The sequence below is a fragment of the Geobacter grbiciae genome (assembly GCF_018531165.1).
Lineage (GTDB): Bacteria > Desulfobacterota > Desulfuromonadia > Geobacterales > Geobacteraceae > Geobacter > Geobacter metallireducens.
On record NZ_JAHDIW010000002.1, the window covers coordinates 313,125 to 335,857 of the forward strand.

Consider the following 22,733-nt stretch of genomic DNA (forward strand, 5'->3'; position numbering starts at 1 on the left):
TTGTTTCAGTCATCCTCGAGCCGGAACAGCTCCTTGGCAAAACTGCCGTCCTTCTTTTTGAGCAGTATTTCCACCTTCTTTTCCGCTTCATCCAGCTTTTTCGTGCAGAAGGCAGCCATCTTGACCCCCTCCTCGAAAGCCTTGAGGGAGTCGTCCAGGGACAGTTCGCCACTTTCCAGCCGGTTCACCACGTCTTCCAGTTTCTTGAGGGCAGTCTCGAACTTCTCTACGGCCATGGGCATCCTTTCCGACAAAAAAGAAGGTTTATTATACTGATTAGCCAAGCTGCGTCAAGGAGTTACACTAAAGCCGGCAGCAAACCGATGCCAGTCAAAGCGAGTGAAGTCGATGAGGAGGGCGGTCGGGATAAAGGTGTCCAATTCCCGGAACTCCTGTCCCAGGAGCCGTTCCGAGAAGTGCCGAAAGAGGCGGACCTCCTCCCGGAATATCTTCGTGAACTCCCCCCGAAGCCCTGCATCGGCCAAGGGGTCTCCGCCAACGTAGTTGAGAGTGCACCACTCATCGTGGAGCACCTCCCCCGTCAGGTCCACGAGGGGCAGGCCATGGAGCCGGCAGGTCATGGGACGGAACCCGTAGACGAGGCATCTGCCGTCCGCCCCCAGAAGCGGGCAGGGAGTCTCGTCGTCATCGGGCATGAGAAGTTCCCATTCCTCCTCGGGGCGGTAGTTGAGAATATAGGGGTGAGTGAACTCGGGCCAGAGCCGCTGAAGGCCGGCAAGGCGCTCCCGGCACTTGATAAGCACTTTTTCCCGAGTAGCTGCTTCGAGCCGACCAAAGCCATCCTTGAGGAGTAATGCGTCGAGGAGCGTGATGTCGAAGAGTCCCCGACAGCACTCGGAACACCCTTCAGCGCAGCGGATGTGTTCGCCTGAACGGGCAATGCAGAGGCTGAACCAATGATCTACTTCAGAGAGCAGTTTGTGGTATTCGTCGAGAACCTTGTTCATATCTCCTCAAAAAAAGAAGGCGGGGGACGCCCGCCTTCTCTGCGCAATGCACTAATCGTTTTTCAGGCCACAAGCTGAGACTTGGTGAAAATGCTTCTCAGCCAGACCCCTTCCGCCTCGATGTTCTCGCGGCCACCCTCCTCACGGTCCACGAGGGCAACGATGCCGAGCACGACCAGCCCTTCCTCCTCGGCCCGCCGGACTGCTTTCATGGAAGAACCGCCGGTGGTGACCACGTCCTCCACGATAACGACCCGAGCCCCGGGGGGGAGGTTCTTGCGCCCTTCGAGCCACTGGCCGGTGCCGTGCCCCTTGGGCTCCTTGCGGATAATGAAGGCGTGCATGGGGCGTCCGTCCAGAAACGCCGCAATGGAGGTGGCGGTGGCGATGGGATCGGCCCCCAGGGTGATCCCCCCTACCCCCTGGACATTTTCCACGTCCTTGATGGCTTCATAGAAGAGCTTGCCGACCAGGAGCCCCCCCTCGGCATGGAGGGTAGTCTGCTTGCCGTCAAAGTAGAAGTCGCTCTCGCGGCCCGAAGCGAGGGTAACCTTCCGTTTTTCATAGGAGAGTTCAATAATTATCTGTTTCAAGCGCTCCCGGTCAGTCATGGTCGAATCTGCTCCTTTCAGAAGAGGTCCAGCTGGGGCGCAGCCGCCAGCTTAGGGAATGTGATGGGGTAGTTGCCGGAGAAGCAAGCCTTGCAAAAGGGATTCTCACCGGCCCCCACTGCCTTCAGCAGCCCCTCCTCCGACAGGTAGCCGAGGGAATCGGCGGTGATGTACCGGCGGATTTCCTCGATGGTGTGGGACGAGGAGATGAGTTCCTTCCGGGTGGGGGTATCGATGCCGTAGTAGCAGGGGTAGCTGGTAGGGGGGGAGGAAATCCGGACATGAACTTCCTTCGCGCCGGCGTTGCGCACCATCTTGACGATCTTGCGGGAGGTGGTGCCGCGGACGATGGAGTCGTCGATGACCACGACCCGTTTTCCCTCCAGGATCTCGCGCACCGGGTTCAGCTTGATCTTGACCCCGAAGTGGCGGATCGACTGCTGGGGTTCGATGAAGGTCCGGCCGATGTAGTGGTTGCGGATCAGTCCCAGTTCGAAGGGAAGCCCCGCCTCCTGGGCATAGCCCAGGGCCGCCGGCACCCCCGAATCGGGAACCGGGATCACGATATCGGCATCCACCTGGTGCTCCCGGGCCAGTTGCCGGCCGAAATCCTTGCGGACCATATAGACGTTTTTGCCGAAGATGTAGGAATCGGGACGGGCGAAATAGACGAATTCGAAGATGCAGGGGGCTGCCTCGGACTTCTTGAGGGGGAAATGGGAGGTGATGCCGTCCTTGGTGATGACGATGACCTCTCCCGGCTCCACCTCGCGGATGAATTCGGCCTCGATGAGGTCCAGGGCACAGCTCTCCGAGGCGACCACCCAGCCGTCACCGAGCTTGCCGAGACAGAGGGGTCGGAACCCCTGGGGATCGCGGGCAGCCACCATGCGGGTCTCGGTCAGGAAGAGGAGGCAGTAGGCCCCTTTCAGGCGGCCGAGGGCCTCGGCGATGCGGTCTTCAAGGGCGTTCTGCTTGGAGGAGGCCAGGAGGTGCAGGATCACCTCGGTGTCCATAGTGGTCTGGAAGATGGAGCCCCACGCTTCCAACTCGTCCTTGACCATCTGGGCGTTTACCAGGTTGCCGTTGTGGGCCACGGCAATGGAGCCCCGGGAATAATCGACCTTGATGGGCTGGACGTTCTTGGTGACCGAGTCGCCGGTGGTCGAGTAGCGGACGTGCCCGATGGCCGCCTCACCCGGGAGGTTGCGGAAAATCGCCTGGTCGCCGAAGACATCGGCCACCAGTCCCATGCTCCGGTGGACGTGGAGGCTCCGTCCGTCCGAGGAAACAATGCCGCAGGCTTCCTGCCCCCGGTGCTGGAGGGCGTAAAGTCCGAGGTAGGTCAGGTTTGCCGCCTCGGGATGTCCGTAAATTCCAAAAATGCCGCACTCTTCCGTAGGTCTGTAAAGCTTCATTCCGTCTCCATGCACGAAATAAGCGGCTGCACGGTGGCAGCCGCCTGGTTTCAGCGGTTTTACAGCAAGTTTAGTTTGACATACTCGGCAGCGTTCTTGAAGAGGACAAGGCCGTCCCCTTCTTCGGGAAGCTCCTCGCGGGTCCAGCGGGGATGCTGGGTCCGGTGGACGAAGGCCTCGGGGTGGGGCATCATCCCCATGAGGCGGCCGGTCCCGTCGCAAAGGGCCGCAATGGCGTTCACCGACCCGTTGGGGTTCAGGGGGAATTCCATGGTGGGGGCGTCGTAGGTGGCATCGGAATATTTGAAAACAGCCAGATGTTTTTCCTCGATGGCGGCAAGGGTGGCCGGGCCGTCGACGACAAACTTCCCTTCACCGTGACGCATCGGCAGGTACAGCCCCTTTGCTACCCCCTTCGTGTAGACCGAGGGAGATGTTGGATCCACCTTGAGATAGACCCAGCGGTCCTGGAAGCGGCCACAGTCATTGAAGGTCAGAGTGGCGGTTTGTTTGAGATAGGCGCCGTCTAGGGCCGGCAGAAGCCCCATCTTCACCATGAGCTGAAAGCCGTTGCAGACCCCGAGGATCAGCTTCCCCGCCTCGATGAATCGGGTTAACTGATCGATGAGATGTTCGGCCAGATCGTTCACCTTGGCGTACCGGAAACGGTTGGCCTGGGCCTTGGCGCTCCCCAGATCGTCGCCGTCCAGGAAACCGCCGGTGAGGTTGATGAAGTGGAAATCGTCCAACCGGATATCCCCGGACAGTAGGTCGGAGATGTGGGCAATGACCGCCTCGTCGAAGCCGCCGAGCCGGCAGGCGTGGGCCGCCTCCGTCTCGCAGTTGGTACCGTTACCGGTTATGACTAGTGCACGTGCTTTTGCCATGTTACAGCTCCCTCAGCGGGCTCTGCCACGCTTCTTTCAGTTCGTCGATGCTTGCTTCGACCACCGCCTGGCCGGAAAGGCCCGTGATACGCACCGCCCCCTCTTCCGTCACCACACCGATGGCAGAGAAGCAGTTCCCCGCCATGATAGCCTCGAAAGCATCGCGGTTCCCGGGACGCACCGTAACCAGGTGCCGTGACGCCGACTCGGAGAAGAGCAGAGCCGCATCATTGCGCATGGCGTCGTCGCCCGTCCAGAGAACATTGCCCAGATCCGCGGAAATACCGTAACCGCCGGCAAAGGCCTTCTCGGCCAGGGCCACGGCGAGGCCGCCGTCGGAGAGGTCGTGGCAGGAGGCCACAAGCCCGCCGGTGATGGCCGTGTGCAGGGCGTTGTAGCGCTTGAGGGCCTTTTCGGGGTTCACCGTCGGCACGTTGTTGCCGATTACACCCTGCAATGCCAGATATTCGGAGCCTCCCAGTTCGTTGCCGGTTCTCCCCAGGAGGTAAACGACGTCGCCGGGGCGCTTGGCATCCATGGTGACGCTTCTGCGGGCGTCTTCTATCTTGCCGATGACCGAGAAGAGGATGGTCGGCGGGATGGAGATCTTGGTAGCCCCGTCGTAGAAGTCGTTTTTCATGGAATCCTTGCCGGAGATGAGCGGCAGGTTGTAGGCAAGGCAGACGTCGTAGAGGGCCTGATTCGCCCGCACCAGCTGGGCCATCTTGTACTCGCCGTCGGGGGTCTTCTCCGATTTCACCGGGTCGCACCAGCAGAAGTTGTCGAGGCCCGCCACGAGGTCAAGGGAGCCCCCCACGGCCACGTAGTTCCGCAGGGCCTCGTCGATGGCATTGGCGGTCATGTGGTAGGTGTCGATGTCCGAGTAGCGGGGGCAGATGCCATGGGCCACCACAACTCCTTCGAAGGAGTCGAGGATCGGCCGAACTACCGCGGCGTCGGAGGGACCGTCGTTGGCAACGCCGGTGAAGGGCTTCACGACGCTTCCCCCCTGCACCTCATGGTCGTAACGGCGAACCACCGATTCCTTGGAGCAGATGTTGAGGGAACCGAGAAGCGCCTTCAGATCGGCGGTGTAATCGCCTTTCACCTGAAGGGACGGTTCAGCATGGCGAGGCGGCACCCACTTGGCCGGAAGCTGCATAGGGGGAAGCCCCTCGTGCATGAACTCCATGGGAAGCCACGCTACGGTGCGGTCGCCGTAGAGGATATGGAAGTAGCCGCTGTCGGTGAACTCACCCAGTACCGTCGCCTCGACGTTGAAGCGCTTCGCCATGGCCAGGAACTCGTCAATCTTCTCGGGCGGTACCGCAAGGCTCATCCGCTCCTGGGCCTCGGAGATGAGAATCTCCCACGGATCGAGCCCCGGATACTTGAGGGGGGCCTTTTCCAGGTCCATCCGGCAGCCGCCGCACTCGCCCGACATTTCCCCGATGGATGAGGAGAGCCCGCCGGCGCCGTTGTCGGTGATAAATCGGTAGAGCCCCTTGTCCCGGGCACGGATGAGGAAATCGAACATCCGCTTCTGGGTGATGGGGTCGCCGATCTGGACCGCCGTAACCGGAGAATTCTCGTTCAGCTCCTCGGAGGAGAAGGTGGCGCCGTGGATGCCGTCCTTGCCAATGCGGCCGCCGGTCATGACGATCAGGTCACCCGGCTTGATTGCTTTCTCGTGGCCCAACTCGCCGTTCAGGGTGGCCGGCATGATCCCGGCCGTGCCGCAGAAAACCAGGGGCTTGCCGGCAAAGCGCTCGTCAAAAACGAGAGAGCCGTTCACCGTGGGGATGCCGCTCTTGTTGCCACCGTGCTCGACTCCCTCCACGACCCCTTCGTAGATGCGCCGGGGATGCAGGAGCCGCGACGGCAAGGGCTTATCGTAGAAGGGATCGGCGAAGCAGAAAACGTCCGTGTTGAAGATGAGCTTGGCACCTTTGCCGGTGCCGAAGGGATCCCTGTTCACGCCGACGATGCCGGTGAGGGCCCCGCCGTAGGGGTCGAGGGCTGATGGAGAGTTGTGGGTCTCCACCTTGAAGACCAAGGACCAGTCGTCGTTGAACCGAATGACGCCGGCGTTGTCCTTGAAGACCGAGAGGCAAAAGTCGCTGTCGCCCAGCTTTTCCCGCACGTCCTTTGTGGTGCGCTGGATGAACGACTTAAAGAGGGACTTGATCTCCTGCCGGTTCCCCTGCTCATCCTCGTAGTGAACCGTGCCGGCGAAGATCTTGTGTTTGCAGTGTTCGGACCAGGTCTGGGCCAGGCACTCCAGTTCCACGTCGGTCGGTCTAACGCCGAGACCCTGCTTCCGGCGCTCCTCCTGCACCTTCGGGTCCCGGTAGTGGGCCTGGATGATCTTCATCTCCTCCAGGGTCAGGGCCAGGACCCCGTCCTTGCTGATACGCAGCAGCTCATCGTCGGAAACCTCCAGGTCGATATCCCTGACCTGGGCTTTGGTTTCACCCTGAACTTTGGGGACCGAAACCGGCACTCCCCCCTGGGCCGCGAACTCGGCCCTGTCCAGAACCACGAAGCGCTGGATAAGGGCGTTGCCGAGGAGGTCCCGGGCGATCCGCTCCACGTCGGCACGGGAGAGTTTCCCGCTCAGAAGGTACTGGACCGAGGTGTAGACCCCCTCCCCCGCCTCCATGGGCCGGCCGGTGATGTACTCGATTGCTTCCCGGCCGGTGCGCCCCACGTTGTCGGTAACCCCGGGACGGTATCCCACCTCCACGAGGAAATCGAAACCGGCAGCCAGGGGGCGGTCGATGCTCCAGACCTGGATGACCGGGTCGCAGAAGGGCTCCGAGGCGGCCTTGACAAGCTCCTCCTCGGAAAGCTTCGCATCCACGGTGTAGACGTCGATGGTCCGCACCGCTTCCACCGGCAGATGGAGAAAATGCTCGATCTCGCGTTTGATCCGCTCGCCACGGGCGTCACGGACGCCTTCCTTGAGGGCAATCTCGATTCGTCTCGCCATTTAGTTTTCCTTTTCCAGGAACACGGTCCGTGTCGGGTAGGGTATGGTGATGCCATGCTCCCTGAACCGGTTGATGATCTGTTCGTTGATGCGGTCGGTAACAGCGAAGAGCCGCGTATAATCCTCGACCCAGAAGAAGAGCGACATGCCGAGGGCACTATCGCCAAAGGAAACGAAAAACGCCTCCGGAGCAGGATTGGGGAGCACCTCGGGGACGTCGAGGGCCGTTTGAATCATGATCCCCTTAACCTTTTCCACGTCACTTTCGTAGCCGACCCCCACGTTTATCCGCCCCTTGGCCCTCGTGTCGGGATATGCCAGGTTGATAAGCGTCGTATTGCAGAGCTCGGAGTTGGGGATGACAAGAAGCGTGTTGTCGACGGTCTTGATCTTGGTGGTGCGCAGGCCGATATCGTTCACATCTCCCCATTGGCCGGAGGTGAGTTGTATCCGGTCTCCGATCCGGAACGGCCGGTCAACCATGAGGGTAAAGCCGGAAATCATGTTGGCCAGGGTGTCCTTGGCCGCCATGCCGATGGCGAGGGAGCCGACGCCAAGAGCCGTAAGCACCGACACGATGTCATAGTCGAAGTGCCTGAGCGTCACCATCAGGGCAATTCCCACCAGAAAAATCGTCACGATCTTTTCCAGGGGGGGGATGATCTGCCGGTCAACTCCGGCACCGTGCCGCTCGGCGAGCTTCGCACCGTACCATTCGAGGAGCTCCGCAATGACCCGCTCCACGATAACGGTGACAACGATAATGTTGAGGATATATACCGCTCCCGACAAAACCACATGGGCCTTCTCGGGGAGCGGCAGTGACCGTACCGCAAAGTAAAGGCCGGCGAAAACCACCAGGAGGCTTGCCGGCGGCGTTACCCGCTGGATGATCCGGTCGTCGAGGCCGGTGCGCGTAAAGGCGGTCAACCGGGGCACCCAGGAGGTGAGGATGTAGCGAACCACCTGGGAAAGACCCCAAAAAAACGTGAATATGACAACGGCTACGAGGATCTCCTTCAACCAGAAGAGAAGGAGGTGATCTGACTCCTCGAGCCGGAGGAAATTGAGGATGTTATCCACCAAAGACCCTCGTAAAGATGGTGCCCACATGCTTCAGGTGATAGTTGAGATCAAAGGCCTCGCGAATCTCCTCCTCGGGAAGAAAGCCACGCACGTCGGCATCGGCCAGAAGTTCTTCCTGGAAATCCTTCCCCTGCTCCCAGACCTTCATGGCGTTGCGCTGGACAAGCTCATAGGCCTTCTCGCGGGATGCGCCCGCATTGGCCAGCTTCAGAAGCACCCGCTGGGAGAAGATGAGCCCCCGCATGAGGTTGAGGTTACGCATCATGTTCTCGGGGTAGACGACGAGGTTGTCGATGAGGCCGATGCAGCGGTTGAGCATGAAATCCATGACGATGGTGGCATCGGGACCGATGACCCGCTCCACCGACGAGTGGGAGATGTCTCTCTCGTGCCAGAGCGGCACGTTCTCCATGGCCGAAACCGCGTAGCCCCGTATGAGGCGGGCCAGACCGGTGAGGTTCTCGGAAAGGACGGGGTTGCGCTTGTGGGGCATGGCCGAGGAGCCTTTCTGCCCCTTGCTGAAGTATTCCTCCGCCTCCAGGACTTCGGTACGCTGGAGATGGCGGATCTCAACAGCGAATTTTTCGATGGAGCTGGCAATGATGGCTAGGGCCGAGAAGAACTCGGCATGGCGGTCCCGCTGGATCACCTGGGTCGAGCAGGGAGCAGGCTTGAGGCCTCCCTTCTTGCAGACGTATTCCTCTACCCGCGGATCAATATTGGCAAAGGTACCGACCGCACCGGAAATCTTTCCGTAGGCGATGGTTTCGCGGGCAGACTCCATCCGGCGGAGGTTGCGCCGCATCTCGTCGTACCAGAGCGCCATCTTGATGCCGAAGGTAACCGGTTCGGCGTGGATGCCGTGGGAACGTCCCATCATGGGCGTATCCCTGTGCTCGAAGGCCCGGCGCTTGATCACCTCCATGAGGCGCTTGATGTCATCAATGATGAGGTCGGAAGCCTCGGCCAGGAGCATGGCAAAGGAGGTATCGAGAACGTCGGAGGAGGTAAGACCCAGGTGCACGAAGCGGGAATCGTCGCCGATGTAGTCGGCGACGGAGGTGAGGAAAGCAATGACGTCGTGCTTGACGGTTCGCTCGATCTCGTCGATCCGCTCAACGTCGAAGTTGGCCTTGGCCTTGATCCGCTCGACGGCCTCACGGGGGATATTGCCCAGTTCGGCATGGGCCTCGCAAGCGAAGATTTCTATGTCGAGCCATTTCTGATAACGGTTGCGCGCTTCCCAGATGCGGGTCATTTCAGGACGACTGTAGCGTTCGATCACGGTGCATTCTCCTTCGTCTTTGGCAAAATAACAGGGCCGGCGCTCGATAGAGTGCCAGCCCTCGGCAGTGATGTCAGAGGGTCAGCGTTTCACTGGGACGGTATTGGTCCCCGACGATGAGGCGGGGCGAGCAGGTGGTCTGAGCGACCAGAAGATTCTCCGCCACTTCCTTGGCCACGGCAGGGTCGTTGTTGACCTCGGAGAGGTGGGCGAGGAACAGACCTTCTAGACCGGGGTGAAGGACCTCGGCAAGAAGTGCCGCCGAATCGTTGTTGGACAGATGACCATGACGGGACTTGATCCGCTGCTTGAGATGCCATGGATAGGGGCCGCCCATCAGCATCTCTTCATCGTGGTTCGACTCGAGAACGAGAACACGGCATCTCTTGAGCTTATCCGCCACAAGCCGTGTCGCCGTGCCGAGGTCAGTGGCAATCCCCACCTTCCCTTCCTTGCTTTCAATGGTGAATCCCACCGGGTCACAGGCATCGTGGGTTATGGGGAAAGGGTCGATGAGCAAATCCCTGAAGCCGAACGAATAGCCCGACTCGAATTCGACCACGGGGGCGTCACCGAATCCCTCCCGGACCTCGTGATGGGTCGGGTAACTGACATGGACTGGCAACCGGTATTTCCGGGCAAGCACTCCGACCCCTCTCACATGATCCACGTGCTCGTGGCTTATGAAAAGCCCGTCAAGGTCAGCAGGTTCAACTTCGATAACGGCTAGACGACGGACAATTTCCCTGGCTGAAAGGCCGGCATCGATAAGGACTCTGGTCCCGTCCGATTCGACAAACAAAGAATTTCCCTTGCTTCCGCTGGCAAGCAGACAGACCCTCACAAACCCTCCGTCCATCGGTTGCAGGGACACCATTCCCCATCGCTCAATAAACTCAAATTTTATACCGGAAAGGATGCGTATATTCAAGGCTAAACACGGAAGATTTTTCTAATGAGTCAACAAGGAAACTACTTGAGAAGGTTGAGATAATCGATGGTCCCGTCACCGGTTATGGGGTTGAGGGGGAGTACGATGTGAAAGGTGGAGCCGGGAAATTGGTCGGGGTTGTAACCGGGCGATTCGACCCAGATTTCACCGCCATGCATTTCTACTATTCCCTTGGAGATCGAGAGACCGAGGCCGGCCCCACGCGACTTGAAGGCAACTTTTCCCGAGGAGTGTTCCTCGATATTCCCCGCCTCATAGAACTTGTCAAATATTCTGAGCTGGTCGTCGATGTCGATACCAATCCCCGTGTCGGCCACGGTTATCTCCACATAGAGATGCTGGTCCTTGCCGATATTGACCAGCGACTGGACCGGATCCACCGTTGGAATCTGCTTGGAGCGCAAAATATACTTGGCTCGCGTGGAAACCATAATCCGTCCTCCATCGGGAGTGAACTTGATGGCATTGCCGATCACATTCGAAAGGAGTTGCATAAGTCGAACCGTGTCCCCCTTGATGGCCGGAATAGCATCATCAAGCTCGAAAACCAATTGTTGCTTGCGCATGGACACAAAAAAACGGAGTTCATTCAGGGAATCCTCCACCAACCGGTTCACATCAACCTCGCTGAGTTTCAACTGCAACCGTTTCTCGTCGATCATCGAGACGTCGACCATGTCCTTGACGATGTTGTCGAGTCGGTTAGCGGCACCGGCAATGTTGTTCACCATGTCGATAATATTGGGATCGACCTGGCAAGGCGGGTCCGTCAGGATAAGCTCCGCATACCCCATGATAACCGTGAGGGGAGTCTTGAGTTCGTGGGATGCTATGCCGAGGAACGAATCTTTCATCTTATTAAGGCGTGCCAAGTCGGCTGCACTCTTCTCAAGGTTCAGCAGAATTTCTCGCTCACGGGTGACGTCACGGATGATGGCCTGAATCAGCCGTTCTGCACCAATGGTGACGATGTTGGCGTGAATGAGACCAACCACTAATTCTTTGTCCTTCCTGAGGAACTTAATTTCTTCCGCCACATGCTTACCAGTCCCCGCCACCTGAAAAAAATTGTAGACAATCGAGGAATTCTGGGTTCCCACCAGCGCGAGCATACGACTAAGGGATAATCCGACAAGTTCGGCCGCATCATGGCCAAAGAAGTCTTCAGCCATTTTGTTGACCATCTTGACCATGTCGTTTTCGTCAGTGACGACAATGGCATCACTTGCATCTTCTAGAAGCGATTTGTAGAGTTCCTCCGATTTTTCCAGGTCGAGGCTCAGGCTCTCCAGCTTGAGATACGAGGAATGAAGGTCGTTGTGGATATTTTCCAGTTCCTGATAATTGCTCCGTATCTCCTCTTCGCGATTCTTGAGGGTATCAGACATGAGATTCACGCTGCTGGCCAATTCATTGAATTCATAAACAGGCAATTGATTAATCCGGTGATTGAACTCTCCTTCCGATACCTTCCTGACACCAGCCAGAAGAGCAGCAATGGGCTGGCCGATGTTTCGCTTGACAAAAATCACCACCAACGAAAATGAGACCAGGAAGACAACCGCAAGAAGGAGTAGCGAACGAATGATTATCACCTGCACCTTCGCGGACACGACATGTACCGAAAAACCAATGTGTATGAGGGCGACTTGCTTTCCGTCAGGGGAGCGAACCGGCGTAACGGTATCGTAGTAGGAACCGTCGTCACCGATGAGGTGGATGTTCTGATCGAGGCGGGTTGTAAATGCCCTTCGAATAATATCGAAACGGATGTTCCGGTAGACAGGATCGTTCAGGTGAAGGATATTCCCCTCACTGTCAGTAATAATACAGTAGGCAACTTCAGGGCTCGATGCGACAACTTCGCGGCATTTATCATTCAATCCCTCGATGTCTTTGACATCGATACCGAGCCCCACCACCTTTTCCAAATTCGCCCGCAGAGATGAACCGAGGCTTTGAGACCTCATGATAAGGGCCTGAATGTAGTCTCTTCTGAACCCCACGATATCCATACCTGAATTTGCGGCAATCGTGAGAAAAAGAATAATGAAGGCGAAGATGATTATTCTTTTTTCTAGAGTTTTTTTCATAAATTAATTTGATTATTCGGCTAGTTAGGCTTATCAAGCGAATTCATAGTACCACATTTCCTCAAAGCAATAACCTTTAAAATTCAACCAATGCATCTCCCAAGAGCAGATGCCCTAGCAAGTAAGGACAAAAAGGTTGACTCGTAACAAATTACTTTATTATGATGGCAAAGTTTACAATTAAAGCCGTCCAAGGCTAACATATCAAACCAACAGGAGGGTTCAATGGCTCTAAGGGTTGCAATCAACGGTTTCGGTAGAATCGGGCGTTCCGTACTCCGTGCGGCAATCAAGGAGAAAGGTATCGAGTTTGTCGCCATCAACGACCTCACCGATGCCAAGACCCTGGCACACCTGCTCAAGTATGACTCTGTTCACGGACCGTTTCCCGGCAAAGTCGAAGCCGGCAATGGCGAAATCATAGTCAACGGCAAACCGATCAAGATCCTTGCCGTAAGGAATCCTGAGGAACTCCCCTGGAAGAAGGAAAAGATCGACGTGGTCCTCGAGTCAACCGGTCTGTTCACCTCCCGTGAAAAAGCCGAACTTCACCTGAAAGCAGGCGCAAAGAAAGTTATCATCTCCGCTCCTGCCACCAACGAGGACATCACCATCGTCATGGGTGTCAACAGCAACCTCTATGACCCCAAGAAGCACAACATCATCTCAAATGCTTCCTGCACCACCAACTGCCTGGCGCCGGTTGCCAAGGTGTTGCACGAAACCTTCGGCATCGAAAAAGGCTTGGTGACGACGGTTCACTCCTACACCAACGACCAGCAGATCCTTGACCTTCCCCATAAAGACCTGCGCCGGGCCCGCGCGGCCGCCATGTCCATGATTCCGACCTCCACTGGCGCTGCCAAGGCAGTCGCCCTTGTGCTGCCCGAGTTGAAGGGGAAACTGGATGGCATGGCAATTCGCGTCCCGACCCCCAACGTCTCGGTCGTTGACCTCGTTGTTACCCTTTCCAAAAAGGCAGATGCCGACAAAGTAAACGCGGCCCTGAAAAAGGCCTCCAAGGGTTCCCTCAAGGGTGTTCTGGGCTTTTCGGAGGAACCTCTCGTCTCCATCGACTTCAATGGCAATCCCCTCTCCTCCATCGTTGATGCCGGCTGCACCAAGGTGATCGAGGGGAACATGGTCAAGGTTCTTTCCTGGTATGACAACGAAACAGGCTTCTCCCACCGTGTCGTTGATCTCATGAAACTCATCGCATAACAATTACTCAAACCCACAGGGGGGATTATTCCCCCCTTTTTTTGTCTTCAGCCCGGCATCCGTTGCCTCTGGCACATGGTTTTCATTATCACAACGGTTTCAGGAGGGTACCATGGCAATCCGCTATATCGACGAAATCGAAAGTCTCAAGGGGAAAAAGGTATTTATCAGGGTCGACTTCAACGTTCCTCTGGATGAACATCAGAATATAACCGAAGACACCCGGATCCGGGCCGTCCTTCCCACTATCAACTTTGCCCTTGATGCGGGCGCCAAGGTAATTCTTGCATCCCACTTGGGTCGCCCAAAGGGTGAGCGAAAACCGAAGTATTCCATGGCTCCGGCGGCCAAGCGCCTCTCGCGCCTGCTCAACAAGGAAGTGCAACTGGCTCCCGACTGTATCGGCGATGAAGTCAAGAAGATGATCGACGCCATGAAACCGGGCGATGTCCTTCTACTCGAAAACGTCCGTTTCTACGAGGGCGAAGAGAAAAATGACGCCGATTTCGCCAAGGCCCTGGCCAACAACTGTGAAATATATATCAACGACGCCTTTGCCGTCTCCCACAGGGCACACGCATCCGTCGAAGCCATCACGAAGTTTTTCCCGGTCGTCGCTGCCGGTTTCCTCATGAAAAATGAGCTGAATTATTTCGAAAAGGCGATGCAAAAGCCCATCAGACCCTTGGTCGCCATCCTCGGCGGTGCCAAGGTTTCCGGAAAACTTGAGGTATTGGAAAGCCTGGTCAACAAGGTAGACAAGATTATCATAGGCGGCGGCATGGCCTTCACGTTCCTCAAAGCCCTCGGCTATAACGTCGGCAAATCGCTGGTAGAGGAAGAACTGCTGGAAATCGCCCTCAAAACCTACACCAAGGCCCGTGAAAGGGGCGTGAAATTCTATCTGCCGGTCGACTGCGTTGCGGCCGATCGCTTCAACCCCGAGGCCGAAACCAAGGTGACCACCATTCAGGAAATCCCCGAGGAGTGGATGGCACTCGACATCGGACCGGCAACCGTGACACTCTTCACGGAAGCGCTCCAGAACGCCAAAACCATTATCTGGAACGGTCCCATGGGCGTATTCGAGATGGATGCTTTCTCCCGCGGAACCTTCGCCATGGTTTCGGCCGTGGCCAACTCCTATGCTCTCACCATCGTCGGAGGAGGAGACACCGATTCAGCCGTCCATCGCGCGGGGGAATACGCGAAGATCAGCTACATTTCCACAGGCGGCGGCGCGTTCCTAGAACTCCTCGAAGGGAAGCATCTTCCCGGCATCAAAGTACTGGAAGAAAACGGCAAGTAGATAACAAACGGGGTGACGACATGAGAACACCGATTATTGCTGGCAATTGGAAACTCTTCAAAAAGAGCAGCGAAGCACAAGATTTCGTTGCCGAGCTGGTCCCTCTCGTCCAGAAAACCACTGACGTGGAAATCGTTATTGCGCCTGTATTTACCGTTCTTTCTGCCGTTAAACGAGCCATTGCCGATTGCAACATAATGCTTTCTGCTCAAGATTGCTTCTGGGAAGAGGAAGGGGCCTTCACCGGCGAAATTTCTCCCGGCATGCTTGTGGACGCCGGATGCAGCCATGTTATAATTGGCCATTCCGAGCGGAGGCAGTATTTTCGCGAAACTAACGAAACCGTCAACCGGAAGATCAAGGCGGCCATTGCAGCAGGTCTCACAGTCCTCTTCTGCATCGGTGAAACACTTGCCGAACGTGAAGCAGACAAGACCTTTGAGGTTCTCCAAACCCAGGTCGAAAATGGTTTGGCCGGACTCGCAAGGGACGATCTTGCCAGAATCGTAATTGCGTACGAACCGGTGTGGGCCATAGGTACCGGTAAAACCGCCACTGATGAGCAGGCACAGATGGCACATGCATTCATCCGCAAGGTCGTGGGCGAACTGTTTACCGTCCAGACAGCCGAAGCTATTCGTATACTCTATGGCGGAAGCGTAAAACCGGAAAATGTCAGAGGGCTCATGAATCAACCTGACATCGACGGCGCTTTGGTGGGTGGGGCGAGCCTCAAGGCGGACTCATTTGGAGCAATCGTCAACTATAAAGCGTAAAATGCCACGGTTGATTCTCTATTGGCATTTCTTGAATGATGTGCTATTAGTTTCAGGTTGCTACGTTCACTGGAGTTACGTCTTATGACTATATTACTCACGATTCTTCACATTCTGGTATGCATCGCACTTATCGCAATCGTCCTGCTGCAATCGGGCAAAGGCGCAGAGATGGGGGCGTCTTTTGGTGCAGGGGGAAGCCAATCTGTATTCGGCGCGGGTGGAGGCACCACGTTCCTGAGCAAGCTTACGACCGGTGCAGCCATCATCTTTATGCTCACTTCTCTTACACTTGCCTACCTGTCCGGACAGTCGGAAACCTCTTCAATTATGCCAAAAGGAACGGTTGCCCCCGCGCCCCGGAAGACATCAGCACCGTCTACCACGCAACCGGCTGGCACCCCGCAGGCGCCAGTTCAATCGACACCGGCACAGCAACCATCTCAGCGTTCCCCTGAGTCGGCCCCTCAGACAAAATAAATAAAAGGCCACAAAAAAGTATTGACCTTTAAGATCAGACAATGATATAAAGTCTTTCCTTGCCGAAGTGGTGGAATTGGTAGACACACCATCTTGAGGGGGTGGCGGGCAATAGCTCGTGCGAGTTCGAGTCTCGCCTTCGGCACCAAGTAACTGCGAAACCCGTTGATTTATCAACGGGTTTTTTCGTGTTCAAAAAGGCTCTTTTGCGGCTGGTACAGTAATTGGTACAGTCGAGGGAGCCTTTTATGTTATTGAAACGGGGAGCTACCTACTATTGCCGGGTATGGGTTCCGAAGGACATGCGCGAGCTGATCGGGCGCAAAGAACTAAAGAAGAGTCTGAAGACTTCCGACCGCAAAGAGGCAAAAACGGCGGCAACCGCCCTACTCCACCGGGCACAAACTACTTTTTTGAGGGTACGAACAGGCATGTTGACTGACAGGGAACTTGAAATGCTGGCCTCTGAACTGATCGGTGAGTTTACCGGCAAGATTGCGGAGCACAAGGACAACCGAAACAACGTGATCGACTGGATATGCTCAGAAAGTGGCCTCTTCCCTCCAGTCGATACCGACATGATCGAAACGAGCCTGAAAACCCCTAGAACTACCGCTGACGTTGCAGAGGTCGTCACATGGTACACGCGCCGAATTGAAGAGCTTGAGCAGGAAATAGCGACGGAGTTTTTCAGTAAGTCAACGCGGTATTGGGCAAAGCAAATTGTTGAAACGAAGAGGCTGGACGTAGAACTTCCCCCGTTTGAGTGGTTCAACGATCCTGAGTTCGTCTGCCCTCCCCAGTATGACGCAGAGTTTGACGTGTATTACCATGACGAAGAGATAGGGCCACCAACACCGGAGGAAATAGAAGCGTGGAACTCCCCCGCTCCTCCTTCTTTTAACTCAGTATGCCTAACTCTTCTGCAAGCTCAGATTGACGCCTTCCGTCACGAGTTGGAGAAGGCGCAAGGGAAACGGAACACTCCGTTACAGGCTCAGATAGTGGAGAGAATCGAGGCGGCAAAGCCAAGGCCAAAACTTTCTGATCTATGGGATCTGGGACTACCAGCGATCTGACTTTGCCGGCAAATTCCTCGACGACTGGTTGACCAGGACAATGCAAACTGACCTGGAACCGATGAAGAAGGTCGCCAGGATGTTACGCAACCACAAACCGATGATTCTCAACTGGTTCAGGGCAAAAGGCCGACTTTCCAGCGGCGCGGTAGAGGGTCTGAACCTCAAAGCAAAACTGACTATCAGAAAAGCGTACGGTTTCCGAACACAGCATACAACTCTTCACACGAAACAGTAGGTATTACCACCGGCAGTGGATACCCCCAGACCTCCGCTCCCTGCATGGTGAGAGGGTCAAGCCAGTAAAGCCCCCCCTAAAGACCGCTGACAGGAAGCAAGCCCAAGGGTTAGCCTCAGGTCGGTACCAAAAGTATACTGTCATCTCCTCCCTTCTCCGGTCTGGCCTCCTTGCTCCTGACCAAACCCCAGACCCCCTCCCAAGAAACGGAAGGATCAAGCTGAAGCTGTGAATCACGACGTCAGCCCTCCCCCGCCCTCATACTAAACCCCTTGCTCAACTCTTCATTGAGGAACACTCCCCGTTCCCCCAGGACTCAACAGGAATATACTGCTGCCGGTCAAGGAAAAGAGTCGGAGATACAAACTGAAGTTTAATGATAATTGTTGTGCAACGAGACAGAAAGTGCAGAACGCTCTTCAAAAGGTTCCGTAAAAAGAGGTTGATGACAAAGAAAAAGGGGTTAACCATATTGGCTAACCCCTTGATTTTCATGGAGGCGGCGACCGGATTTGAACCGGTGAATAAAGGTTTTGCAGACCTTTGCCTTACCACTTGGCGACGCCGCCCTGTTGTGAAAGAGAATTTGCTTTATACCTTCTTTCACTATCGGTGTCAACGTTAAATTGATATCGGAGGTGACCGCCGACAGCTTGACATACTGTATATTTTACGGCGACAATAGCCTCAGAATTTATCCGTACCAAATCCATCGTTACCGGGAGGCGATCCATGGCTGAACAGATGACATGCAGTTGCGGCGAAAAGCACCAAGGACATCTCTGTGTTCTCAAGAGCAAGGGAATGATGAAAGAAGTTAGCCATCTCACTTCAAACCCGACCGTCGTCTGCTTTATCTGCGGGTCCAAAGCAAATTCAGGCGACAATGTCTGTGAGCCTATGGCACTGGAAGAGAAATAAGACCTAGGAAATGGTCAGCGGGCTATTACCCTCATGAACTTGGCAAGGTAGTCGGCTCCGGACCAGACAGTCATAATTGTGGCGATCCAGAGATAGAACATCCCTGCATTGTGCATGTTGACGATGAGATAGGGGTTGTCGACCCCGAAAAGCCAGTGGTAGTCATAGTGGAGAAGCAGCCCGATGATAGCCACCATCTGGAAGATGGTCTTGAACTTTCCCAGATCACTGGCGGATATGACAATCCCCTCGCTGGAGGCGATCCCCCGCAGCCCCGTAATGATGATCTCTCGGCCGAGGATTACAAGAACCATCCAGGCAGGAACCCGATTGTAGGGGAGGATCATGATCAGTGCCGCCATCACCATGAGCTTGTCTGCAATGGGGTCAAGGAACTTGCCGAAGACAGTAACGATACCCATCCTGCGGGCCAGATAGCCGTCAAGCCAGTCGGTGGTTGAGGCGACGGCGAACACGGCAGCGGCCCAGAATCCCGCTTCCCGGGACGGTGACAGAAGAAGCACCGCCAAAACGGGGATCAGAGCGATTCGCAGGAGAGTGAGAATATTCGGGATATTCCAGATGGTCTTGGCGTTAGTGTCAGGCATGTACGCTGATTCTCAATTGGTGGTCTGGTAGGATTTTCTGTAAGTAAGCACCCTGTCGACATAGGTGCGCGTTTCCTGATAAGGGGGAATGCCGTTATACTGGGCTACCCGTGAAAGTCCGGCGTTATAGGCTGCCAGGGCCAAGCTCTCATCACCCCGGAACGTATCGAGCAGGAAGCGAAGGTAGCGGACACCACCGCGAATGTTCTCCCGCGGGTCGAGGCTGTTAGCAACTTTCAGATCCCGGGCCGTCTTGGGCATGAGCTGCATGAGCCCACTTGCCCCCTTGGGGGAGACGGCATTGGGGTTGTATCCCGATTCGGCATGGATTACAGCCTTCACCAGCGATCTGTCAACGCCGAATTCCTGGGCGCACTGGGTGATGATCGGCTCGAATTCGGCAGGGTCACGGGTAAAGCGTGCAAGCTTAAACGTGGTGCGAAGCTTCCGGTCCCGCTTGATATCCCTCATGAAAATCTTGAACCGTTTATCGGTGGGGGCGTCGGTAAAATGAACGACCCCCTCTTCATCTTCGTACCGGTAAATGTCTGCGTTGGCGTCAAAGTACCCCACTCCCCCCAGGAGCAAGAGGGCAAGAGCCAGAATACTGGCAACTTTCGGCATGTTTCCTCCCAAACAGCGCTGATCGGCGTCCCTGCCGAAAGCCATTCAAAATATAGACCAACTCAGAAGGCAATGCAACCCCAACGGTCATCTCAAAGGTCGTAACCATCCTTAAATACCTTGACAAAGGGGGGAGGCAGGAGAATAATCGGCATTCTTCATAAATACTTACACATCCTTTACCCAATAATGAAGGAGAAGCCCCATGAAATTAGCGACTGATTTTCTTGTTATCGGCAGCGGTATCGCCGGGCTCACCTTTGCTCTCCAGGCAGCACGACACGGCACTGTGGCCATCGTCACCAAACGCGAAGTGACGGAATCCGCCACCAACTATGCGCAGGGGGGCATCGCCACGGTCTTTTCCCAGGAAGACACCTTTGATGCCCATGTAGAGGATACTCTTGTGGCTGGCGCCGGCATCTGCCATGAAGATGTGGTGCGGATGGTGGTCGAAGAAGGCCCCAAGGTCATCCGCAACCTCATCGAATGGGGGGTCCAGTTTACCCGCAGTGGCGAGGTATTTGACCTGACCCGCGAGGGTGGGCACAGCCAGCGCCGCATCCTCCACGCTGACGATGTCACGGGCCGCGAAATTGAGCGGGCACTGGTGGCGGCGGTCCGCGATAACCCCAACATACAGCTCTACGAGCACCACATTGCCATTGATCTGATCACCATGTCAAAGGTGGCCCATAAGCGAGTCAAACCGGACCGTTGCCTCGGCGCCCATGTTCTGGACATCGCTTCCAACAGCGTGAAGACCTTCAGGGCAAAAATCACCCTTCTCGCCACCGGAGGCGCCGGCAAGGTCTACCTCTACACCTGCAACCCCGACGTGGCCACCGGCGACGGTGTAGCCATGGCGTACCGGGCCGGCGCGACCGTCGCCAACATGGAATTCATGCAATTCCATCCCACCACCCTCTACCATCCCAATGCAAAATCTTTTCTCATTTCCGAAGCGGTACGGGGCGAGGGAGCAATCCTGCGCCGCCGTGACGGAACTGCATTCATGGAGAAATACCACAAGCTGAAGGATCTGGCCCCCCGTGACATCGTGGCGAGGGCCATAGACAATGAGATGAAAACCCATGGCGACGACTGTGTCTACCTGGACATCACCCACAAAGACCCGGAATACGTCCGTACCCGCTTCCCCAATATCTACCAGACATGTCTGGAATTCGGATTGGACATGACTAAAGAACCGCTGCCTGTGGTTCCTGCGGCCCACTACCTTTGCGGCGGTGTGGCGGTGGACATGAACGGTGAAACTGACCTAAGCCGTCTCTATGCTATCGGTGAGGTAGCTTTCACCGGCCTCCACGGCGCAAATCGCCTGGCAAGCAACTCCCTCCTTGAAGCGGCAGTCTTAGCAGGACGTGCCTACAAACGGGCGATTGAGGAACTGCAACAGAACCATTTCGAGTTTCCGGAAATCCCCGAGTGGGATGCGGGAACTGCCACCGACAGTGACGAAATGGTCGTCGTCTCCCAAAACTGGGACGAAATTCGGCGGTTTATGTGGAATTACGTGGGAATTGTCCGTTCGGACAAGCGTCTCGAGCGAGCACAGCACCGCATCCGCTTGATCCAGGAAGAAATTGATGACTACTACTGGGATTTCACCATCACCTCTGACCTTATTGAGCTGCGAAACATCGCCACGGTGGCGGAACTGATCGTCAAATGCGCCTTGCAACGGAAGGAATCCCGCGGCCTCCACTACACCATCGATTATCTGGAACGTGACGACGTGCACTGGAAGAAAGATACTTTTTTGAAAAAACAGTTCTGAGGAACCTCTTGCATGACGATAGACGAACTGAGGCAGGAAATTGACCGGATGGACAGCGAGCTTCTCCGGATCTTCAACCGGCGGGCTTCCCTGGCGCTGGAAATCGGCTTGATCAAGAAGGAGCGCGGGCTTCCAGTCTACGACCCCAAGCGTGAAAAGCTTATCTTCGAGAGAATGAAGGCGGACAACCCGGGGCCCCTCGATGACGGGGCAATCGTGCGTCTCTTCGAGCGTGTGATCGACGAATCGCGCCGACTGGAGCGGATCATGACCCACCCGGAAGAAACCACCGGCAAGGAGGAGTCGTAATGCTCATCATCATGAAGAAAAGTGCCACTGAAGAGGCACTTGTGGAGATAAAGGAATACCTGATTTCCCGGAATTTTGACATTCACCAGTCGACGGGAGCCAACCGGACCATCATCGGCGTCATCGGCGACACCGACTCCCTCGACTCAGCCGAACTGGAGCGGATGCCCGGCGTACTCCAGGTCGTTAGAATAGAGAAGGAAGAGTGATAAAAATGCCGGGGACAGGAAAGAGCTTTGTTTTCAAGCCCACCCCCTAATACACCGCCATTGCAGCATAAGCAACCACCTGCCGGTTGTCCCCCGTTACATCTCCGCTTGTTGCGTAACTGATCAATTCTGCCTTGCTAGCCCCCAAAGCCTTGGCTGTCACCAGCATGACCGTTGCGGGAATAACCCCGCACATGGTGATGTTTTTGCGACGACAGATCTGCACCAGTCCCTCCGGATTCAGCGCCAGTACCTCGGCAATAGCTTGCTCGTCCTTTGCCCGGGCGGCGTCAGCTGACTCATAGTGGGTCATGTCAGAACTCGCCACGATGAGGACATCTTCGCCGAACTCCCTGATCGCCCTCGCAATCCCCTCCCCCAGAAGCCTGCACCGCTCATAATCACCGAATCCGAGACAGATAGGCACAATAGAAACGTCAGCGCGACAATACTGGAGAAAAGGCACCTGAACTTCGAGGGAGTGTTCAAACCGGTGGGCCGACGTCTCTGGCTCCACGAGCGGGACATGCTTCTGCACAAGTTGAGAGAGGCGAACGTCAATAGGAACGGAGCCAAGGGGCGTGAGCCATTCTCCTTCGGGATACAGGGCTGCGGCGGCCCCGAAACCGTGGTGATTGGGGCCGAGGATGACAACGGTCGACGGTATCTCGATGGCGCCGTACACGGCACCTGCAACGTGACCGGAATAAACGTAGCCTGCGTGGGGGGCCACGATACCCTTAACTCGCTGCTTCATGGTCTCGGCAGGGATCATCCGCTGGAGATCCCCCCGCAACCGTTTCGGCTCATCGGTGTAGAACTGTCCGGCAACTGCGGGCTGGCGTGTCATCCGCACCCCCTCGTTC

23 protein-coding genes, 2 tRNA genes and 1 pseudogene are annotated in these 22,733 nt (G+C 56.1%); 12 read left to right on the forward strand and 14 right to left on the reverse strand.

Features of this window, described 5'->3' with window-relative positions; all coding sequences use genetic code 11:
- Window positions 1-5: 5 nt before the first annotated feature.
- The 10 genes from KJB29_RS04860 to KJB29_RS04905 form a co-directional block, all read right to left on the reverse strand.
- Window positions 6-236: an exodeoxyribonuclease VII small subunit gene (locus KJB29_RS04860; RefSeq protein WP_215733616.1), complete on the reverse strand. Its 231-nt coding sequence runs from the start codon at window positions 234-236 to the stop codon at window positions 6-8.
- Window positions 237-290: 54 nt separating this feature from the next.
- On the reverse strand, window positions 291-968 hold the full coding sequence (locus KJB29_RS04865; protein WP_215733617.1) for a YkgJ family cysteine cluster protein: 678 nt from the start codon (window positions 966-968) through the stop codon (window positions 291-293).
- Between the two features lie 62 nt (window positions 969-1,030).
- Window positions 1,031-1,579 (reverse strand): orotate phosphoribosyltransferase, encoded by a 549-nt coding sequence (gene pyrE, locus KJB29_RS04870; protein ID WP_004511905.1) that lies wholly within the window; start codon window positions 1,577-1,579, stop codon window positions 1,031-1,033.
- 17 nt (window positions 1,580-1,596) lie between these two features.
- On the reverse strand, window positions 1,597-2,997 hold the full coding sequence (purF, locus tag KJB29_RS04875) for an amidophosphoribosyltransferase (protein WP_004511904.1): 1,401 nt from the start codon (window positions 2,995-2,997) through the stop codon (window positions 1,597-1,599).
- A 59-nt stretch (window positions 2,998-3,056) separates the two neighbouring features.
- Entirely contained in the window at window positions 3,057-3,884 is an 828-nt protein-coding gene (locus tag KJB29_RS04880) for a phosphoribosylformylglycinamidine synthase subunit PurQ (protein ID WP_215733618.1), read from the reverse strand.
- A 1-nt stretch (window position 3,885) separates the two neighbouring features.
- Window positions 3,886-6,876 (reverse strand): phosphoribosylformylglycinamidine synthase subunit PurL, encoded by a 2,991-nt coding sequence (gene purL, locus KJB29_RS04885; RefSeq protein WP_215733619.1) that lies wholly within the window; start codon window positions 6,874-6,876, stop codon window positions 3,886-3,888.
- Window positions 6,877-7,959: a mechanosensitive ion channel family protein gene (locus KJB29_RS04890; protein ID WP_215733620.1), complete on the reverse strand. Its 1,083-nt coding sequence runs from the start codon at window positions 7,957-7,959 to the stop codon at window positions 6,877-6,879. It abuts the gene before it with no gap.
- Entirely contained in the window at window positions 7,952-9,247 is a 1,296-nt protein-coding gene (gene purB / locus KJB29_RS04895; protein WP_215733621.1) for an adenylosuccinate lyase, read from the reverse strand. Before purB ends, KJB29_RS04890 begins: the two co-directional genes overlap by 8 nt.
- A gap of 73 nt (window positions 9,248-9,320) precedes the next feature.
- The gene (locus KJB29_RS04900; protein WP_011365889.1) at window positions 9,321-10,091 is read right to left on the reverse strand and encodes an MBL fold metallo-hydrolase; all 771 of its coding nucleotides are present in this window, start codon (window positions 10,089-10,091) and stop codon (window positions 9,321-9,323) included.
- 128 nt (window positions 10,092-10,219) lie between these two features.
- Window positions 10,220-12,292 (reverse strand): ATP-binding protein, encoded by a 2,073-nt coding sequence (locus KJB29_RS04905; protein WP_215733622.1) that lies wholly within the window; start codon window positions 12,290-12,292, stop codon window positions 10,220-10,222.
- Between the two features lie 225 nt (window positions 12,293-12,517).
- Between KJB29_RS04905 and gap the strand changes: the two genes are divergently transcribed.
- From gap to KJB29_RS19815, 8 genes and pseudogenes are all read left to right on the forward strand, one after another.
- Window positions 12,518-13,513: a type I glyceraldehyde-3-phosphate dehydrogenase gene (gene gap / locus KJB29_RS04910; RefSeq protein ID WP_215733623.1), complete on the forward strand. Its 996-nt coding sequence runs from the start codon at window positions 12,518-12,520 to the stop codon at window positions 13,511-13,513.
- A gap of 112 nt (window positions 13,514-13,625) precedes the next feature.
- Window positions 13,626-14,822 (forward strand): phosphoglycerate kinase, encoded by a 1,197-nt coding sequence (pgk, locus tag KJB29_RS04915; RefSeq protein WP_215733624.1) that lies wholly within the window; start codon window positions 13,626-13,628, stop codon window positions 14,820-14,822.
- Between the two features lie 20 nt (window positions 14,823-14,842).
- The gene (gene tpiA / locus KJB29_RS04920; RefSeq protein ID WP_215733625.1) at window positions 14,843-15,598 is read left to right on the forward strand and encodes a triose-phosphate isomerase; all 756 of its coding nucleotides are present in this window, start codon (window positions 14,843-14,845) and stop codon (window positions 15,596-15,598) included.
- A gap of 84 nt (window positions 15,599-15,682) precedes the next feature.
- Complete coding sequence (gene secG, locus KJB29_RS04925) at window positions 15,683-16,078, forward strand: preprotein translocase subunit SecG (RefSeq protein ID WP_215733626.1); 396 nt, start codon at window positions 15,683-15,685, stop codon at window positions 16,076-16,078.
- A 61-nt stretch (window positions 16,079-16,139) separates the two neighbouring features.
- Window positions 16,140-16,226 (forward strand) — tRNA-Leu (locus tag KJB29_RS04930).
- A 100-nt stretch (window positions 16,227-16,326) separates the two neighbouring features.
- On the forward strand, window positions 16,327-17,157 hold the full coding sequence (locus KJB29_RS04935) for a DUF6538 domain-containing protein (protein ID WP_343213538.1): 831 nt from the start codon (window positions 16,327-16,329) through the stop codon (window positions 17,155-17,157).
- A pseudogene (locus KJB29_RS04940) lies at window positions 17,138-17,365 on the forward strand (transposase); the annotation flags it as partial. The gene KJB29_RS04935 and the pseudogene KJB29_RS04940, both read left to right, overlap by 20 nt.
- Before the next feature lie 4 nt (window positions 17,366-17,369).
- Window positions 17,370-17,627, forward strand: a complete 258-nt coding sequence (locus KJB29_RS19815; RefSeq protein WP_425514109.1) for a DUF6538 domain-containing protein — start codon at window positions 17,370-17,372, stop codon at window positions 17,625-17,627.
- 262 nt (window positions 17,628-17,889) lie between these two features.
- Here KJB29_RS19815 and KJB29_RS04945 read toward each other — a convergent pair.
- Window positions 17,890-17,964, reverse strand: a tRNA-Cys gene (locus tag KJB29_RS04945).
- A gap of 163 nt (window positions 17,965-18,127) precedes the next feature.
- Between KJB29_RS04945 and KJB29_RS04950 the strand changes: the two genes are divergently transcribed.
- Window positions 18,128-18,316 carry a hypothetical protein gene (locus KJB29_RS04950; protein ID WP_004511893.1) on the forward strand — a complete coding sequence of 63 codons (189 nt, stop codon included), beginning with the start codon at window positions 18,128-18,130 and terminating at the stop codon, window positions 18,314-18,316.
- Window positions 18,317-18,330: 14 nt separating this feature from the next.
- Here KJB29_RS04950 and pgsA read toward each other — a convergent pair whose 3' ends face one another.
- Window positions 18,331-18,924: a CDP-diacylglycerol--glycerol-3-phosphate 3-phosphatidyltransferase gene (pgsA, locus tag KJB29_RS04955; protein ID WP_215733628.1), complete on the reverse strand. Its 594-nt coding sequence runs from the start codon at window positions 18,922-18,924 to the stop codon at window positions 18,331-18,333.
- A 12-nt stretch (window positions 18,925-18,936) separates the two neighbouring features.
- Complete coding sequence (locus KJB29_RS04960) at window positions 18,937-19,548, reverse strand: lytic transglycosylase domain-containing protein (protein ID WP_004511891.1); 612 nt, start codon at window positions 19,546-19,548, stop codon at window positions 18,937-18,939.
- Between the two features lie 205 nt (window positions 19,549-19,753).
- Between KJB29_RS04960 and nadB the strand changes: the two genes are divergently transcribed.
- From nadB to KJB29_RS04975, 3 genes are read left to right on the forward strand one after another with little or no spacing between them, the layout of a single operon-like run.
- Entirely contained in the window at window positions 19,754-21,349 is a 1,596-nt protein-coding gene (gene nadB / locus KJB29_RS04965; RefSeq protein WP_215733629.1) for an L-aspartate oxidase, read from the forward strand.
- Between the two features lie 12 nt (window positions 21,350-21,361).
- Window positions 21,362-21,658 carry a chorismate mutase gene (locus tag KJB29_RS04970; RefSeq protein WP_004511889.1) on the forward strand — a complete coding sequence of 99 codons (297 nt, stop codon included), beginning with the start codon at window positions 21,362-21,364 and terminating at the stop codon, window positions 21,656-21,658.
- Complete coding sequence (locus KJB29_RS04975; RefSeq protein WP_004511888.1) at window positions 21,658-21,867, forward strand: hypothetical protein; 210 nt, start codon at window positions 21,658-21,660, stop codon at window positions 21,865-21,867. Before KJB29_RS04970 ends, KJB29_RS04975 begins: the two co-directional genes overlap by 1 nt.
- A gap of 46 nt (window positions 21,868-21,913) precedes the next feature.
- On the opposite strand, the gene amrB is transcribed toward KJB29_RS04975, so the two are convergent.
- Window positions 21,914-22,717, reverse strand: a complete 804-nt coding sequence (amrB, locus tag KJB29_RS04980; protein ID WP_215733630.1) for an AmmeMemoRadiSam system protein B — start codon at window positions 22,715-22,717, stop codon at window positions 21,914-21,916.
- Window positions 22,718-22,733: the final 16 nt, after the last annotated feature.

Excerpts from the sequence above, each read along its gene's own strand:
- KJB29_RS04860 (WP_215733616.1), bottom strand. The coding sequence starts at position 236 with ATGGCCGTAGAGAAGTTCGAGACTGCCCTCAAGAAACTGGAAGACGTG.
- KJB29_RS04865 (WP_215733617.1), bottom strand. The coding sequence starts at position 968 with ATGAACAAGGTTCTCGACGAATACCACAAACTGCTCTCTGAAGTAGAT.
- pyrE (WP_004511905.1), bottom strand. The coding sequence starts at position 1,579 with ATGACTGACCGGGAGCGCTTGAAACAGATAATTATTGAACTCTCCTAT.
- purF (WP_004511904.1), bottom strand. The coding sequence starts at position 2,997 with ATGAAGCTTTACAGACCTACGGAAGAGTGCGGCATTTTTGGAATTTAC.
- KJB29_RS04880 (WP_215733618.1), bottom strand. The coding sequence starts at position 3,884 with ATGGCAAAAGCACGTGCACTAGTCATAACCGGTAACGGTACCAACTGC.
- purL (WP_215733619.1), bottom strand. The coding sequence starts at position 6,876 with ATGGCGAGACGAATCGAGATTGCCCTCAAGGAAGGCGTCCGTGACGCC.
- KJB29_RS04905 (WP_215733622.1), bottom strand. The coding sequence starts at position 12,292 with ATGAAAAAAACTCTAGAAAAAAGAATAATCATCTTCGCCTTCATTATT.
- gap (WP_215733623.1), top strand. The coding sequence starts at position 12,518 with ATGGCTCTAAGGGTTGCAATCAACGGTTTCGGTAGAATCGGGCGTTCC.
- pgk (WP_215733624.1), top strand. The coding sequence starts at position 13,626 with ATGGCAATCCGCTATATCGACGAAATCGAAAGTCTCAAGGGGAAAAAG.
- tpiA (WP_215733625.1), top strand. The coding sequence starts at position 14,843 with ATGAGAACACCGATTATTGCTGGCAATTGGAAACTCTTCAAAAAGAGC.
- secG (WP_215733626.1), top strand. The coding sequence starts at position 15,683 with ATGACTATATTACTCACGATTCTTCACATTCTGGTATGCATCGCACTT.
- KJB29_RS04935 (WP_343213538.1), top strand. The coding sequence starts at position 16,327 with ATGTTATTGAAACGGGGAGCTACCTACTATTGCCGGGTATGGGTTCCG.
- KJB29_RS04950 (WP_004511893.1), top strand. The coding sequence starts at position 18,128 with ATGGCTGAACAGATGACATGCAGTTGCGGCGAAAAGCACCAAGGACAT.
- pgsA (WP_215733628.1), bottom strand. The coding sequence starts at position 18,924 with ATGCCTGACACTAACGCCAAGACCATCTGGAATATCCCGAATATTCTC.
- KJB29_RS04960 (WP_004511891.1), bottom strand. The coding sequence starts at position 19,548 with ATGCCGAAAGTTGCCAGTATTCTGGCTCTTGCCCTCTTGCTCCTGGGG.
- nadB (WP_215733629.1), top strand. The coding sequence starts at position 19,754 with ATGAAATTAGCGACTGATTTTCTTGTTATCGGCAGCGGTATCGCCGGG.
- KJB29_RS04970 (WP_004511889.1), top strand. The coding sequence starts at position 21,362 with ATGACGATAGACGAACTGAGGCAGGAAATTGACCGGATGGACAGCGAG.
- KJB29_RS04975 (WP_004511888.1), top strand. The coding sequence starts at position 21,658 with ATGCTCATCATCATGAAGAAAAGTGCCACTGAAGAGGCACTTGTGGAG.
- amrB (WP_215733630.1), bottom strand. The coding sequence starts at position 22,717 with ATGACACGCCAGCCCGCAGTTGCCGGACAGTTCTACACCGATGAGCCG.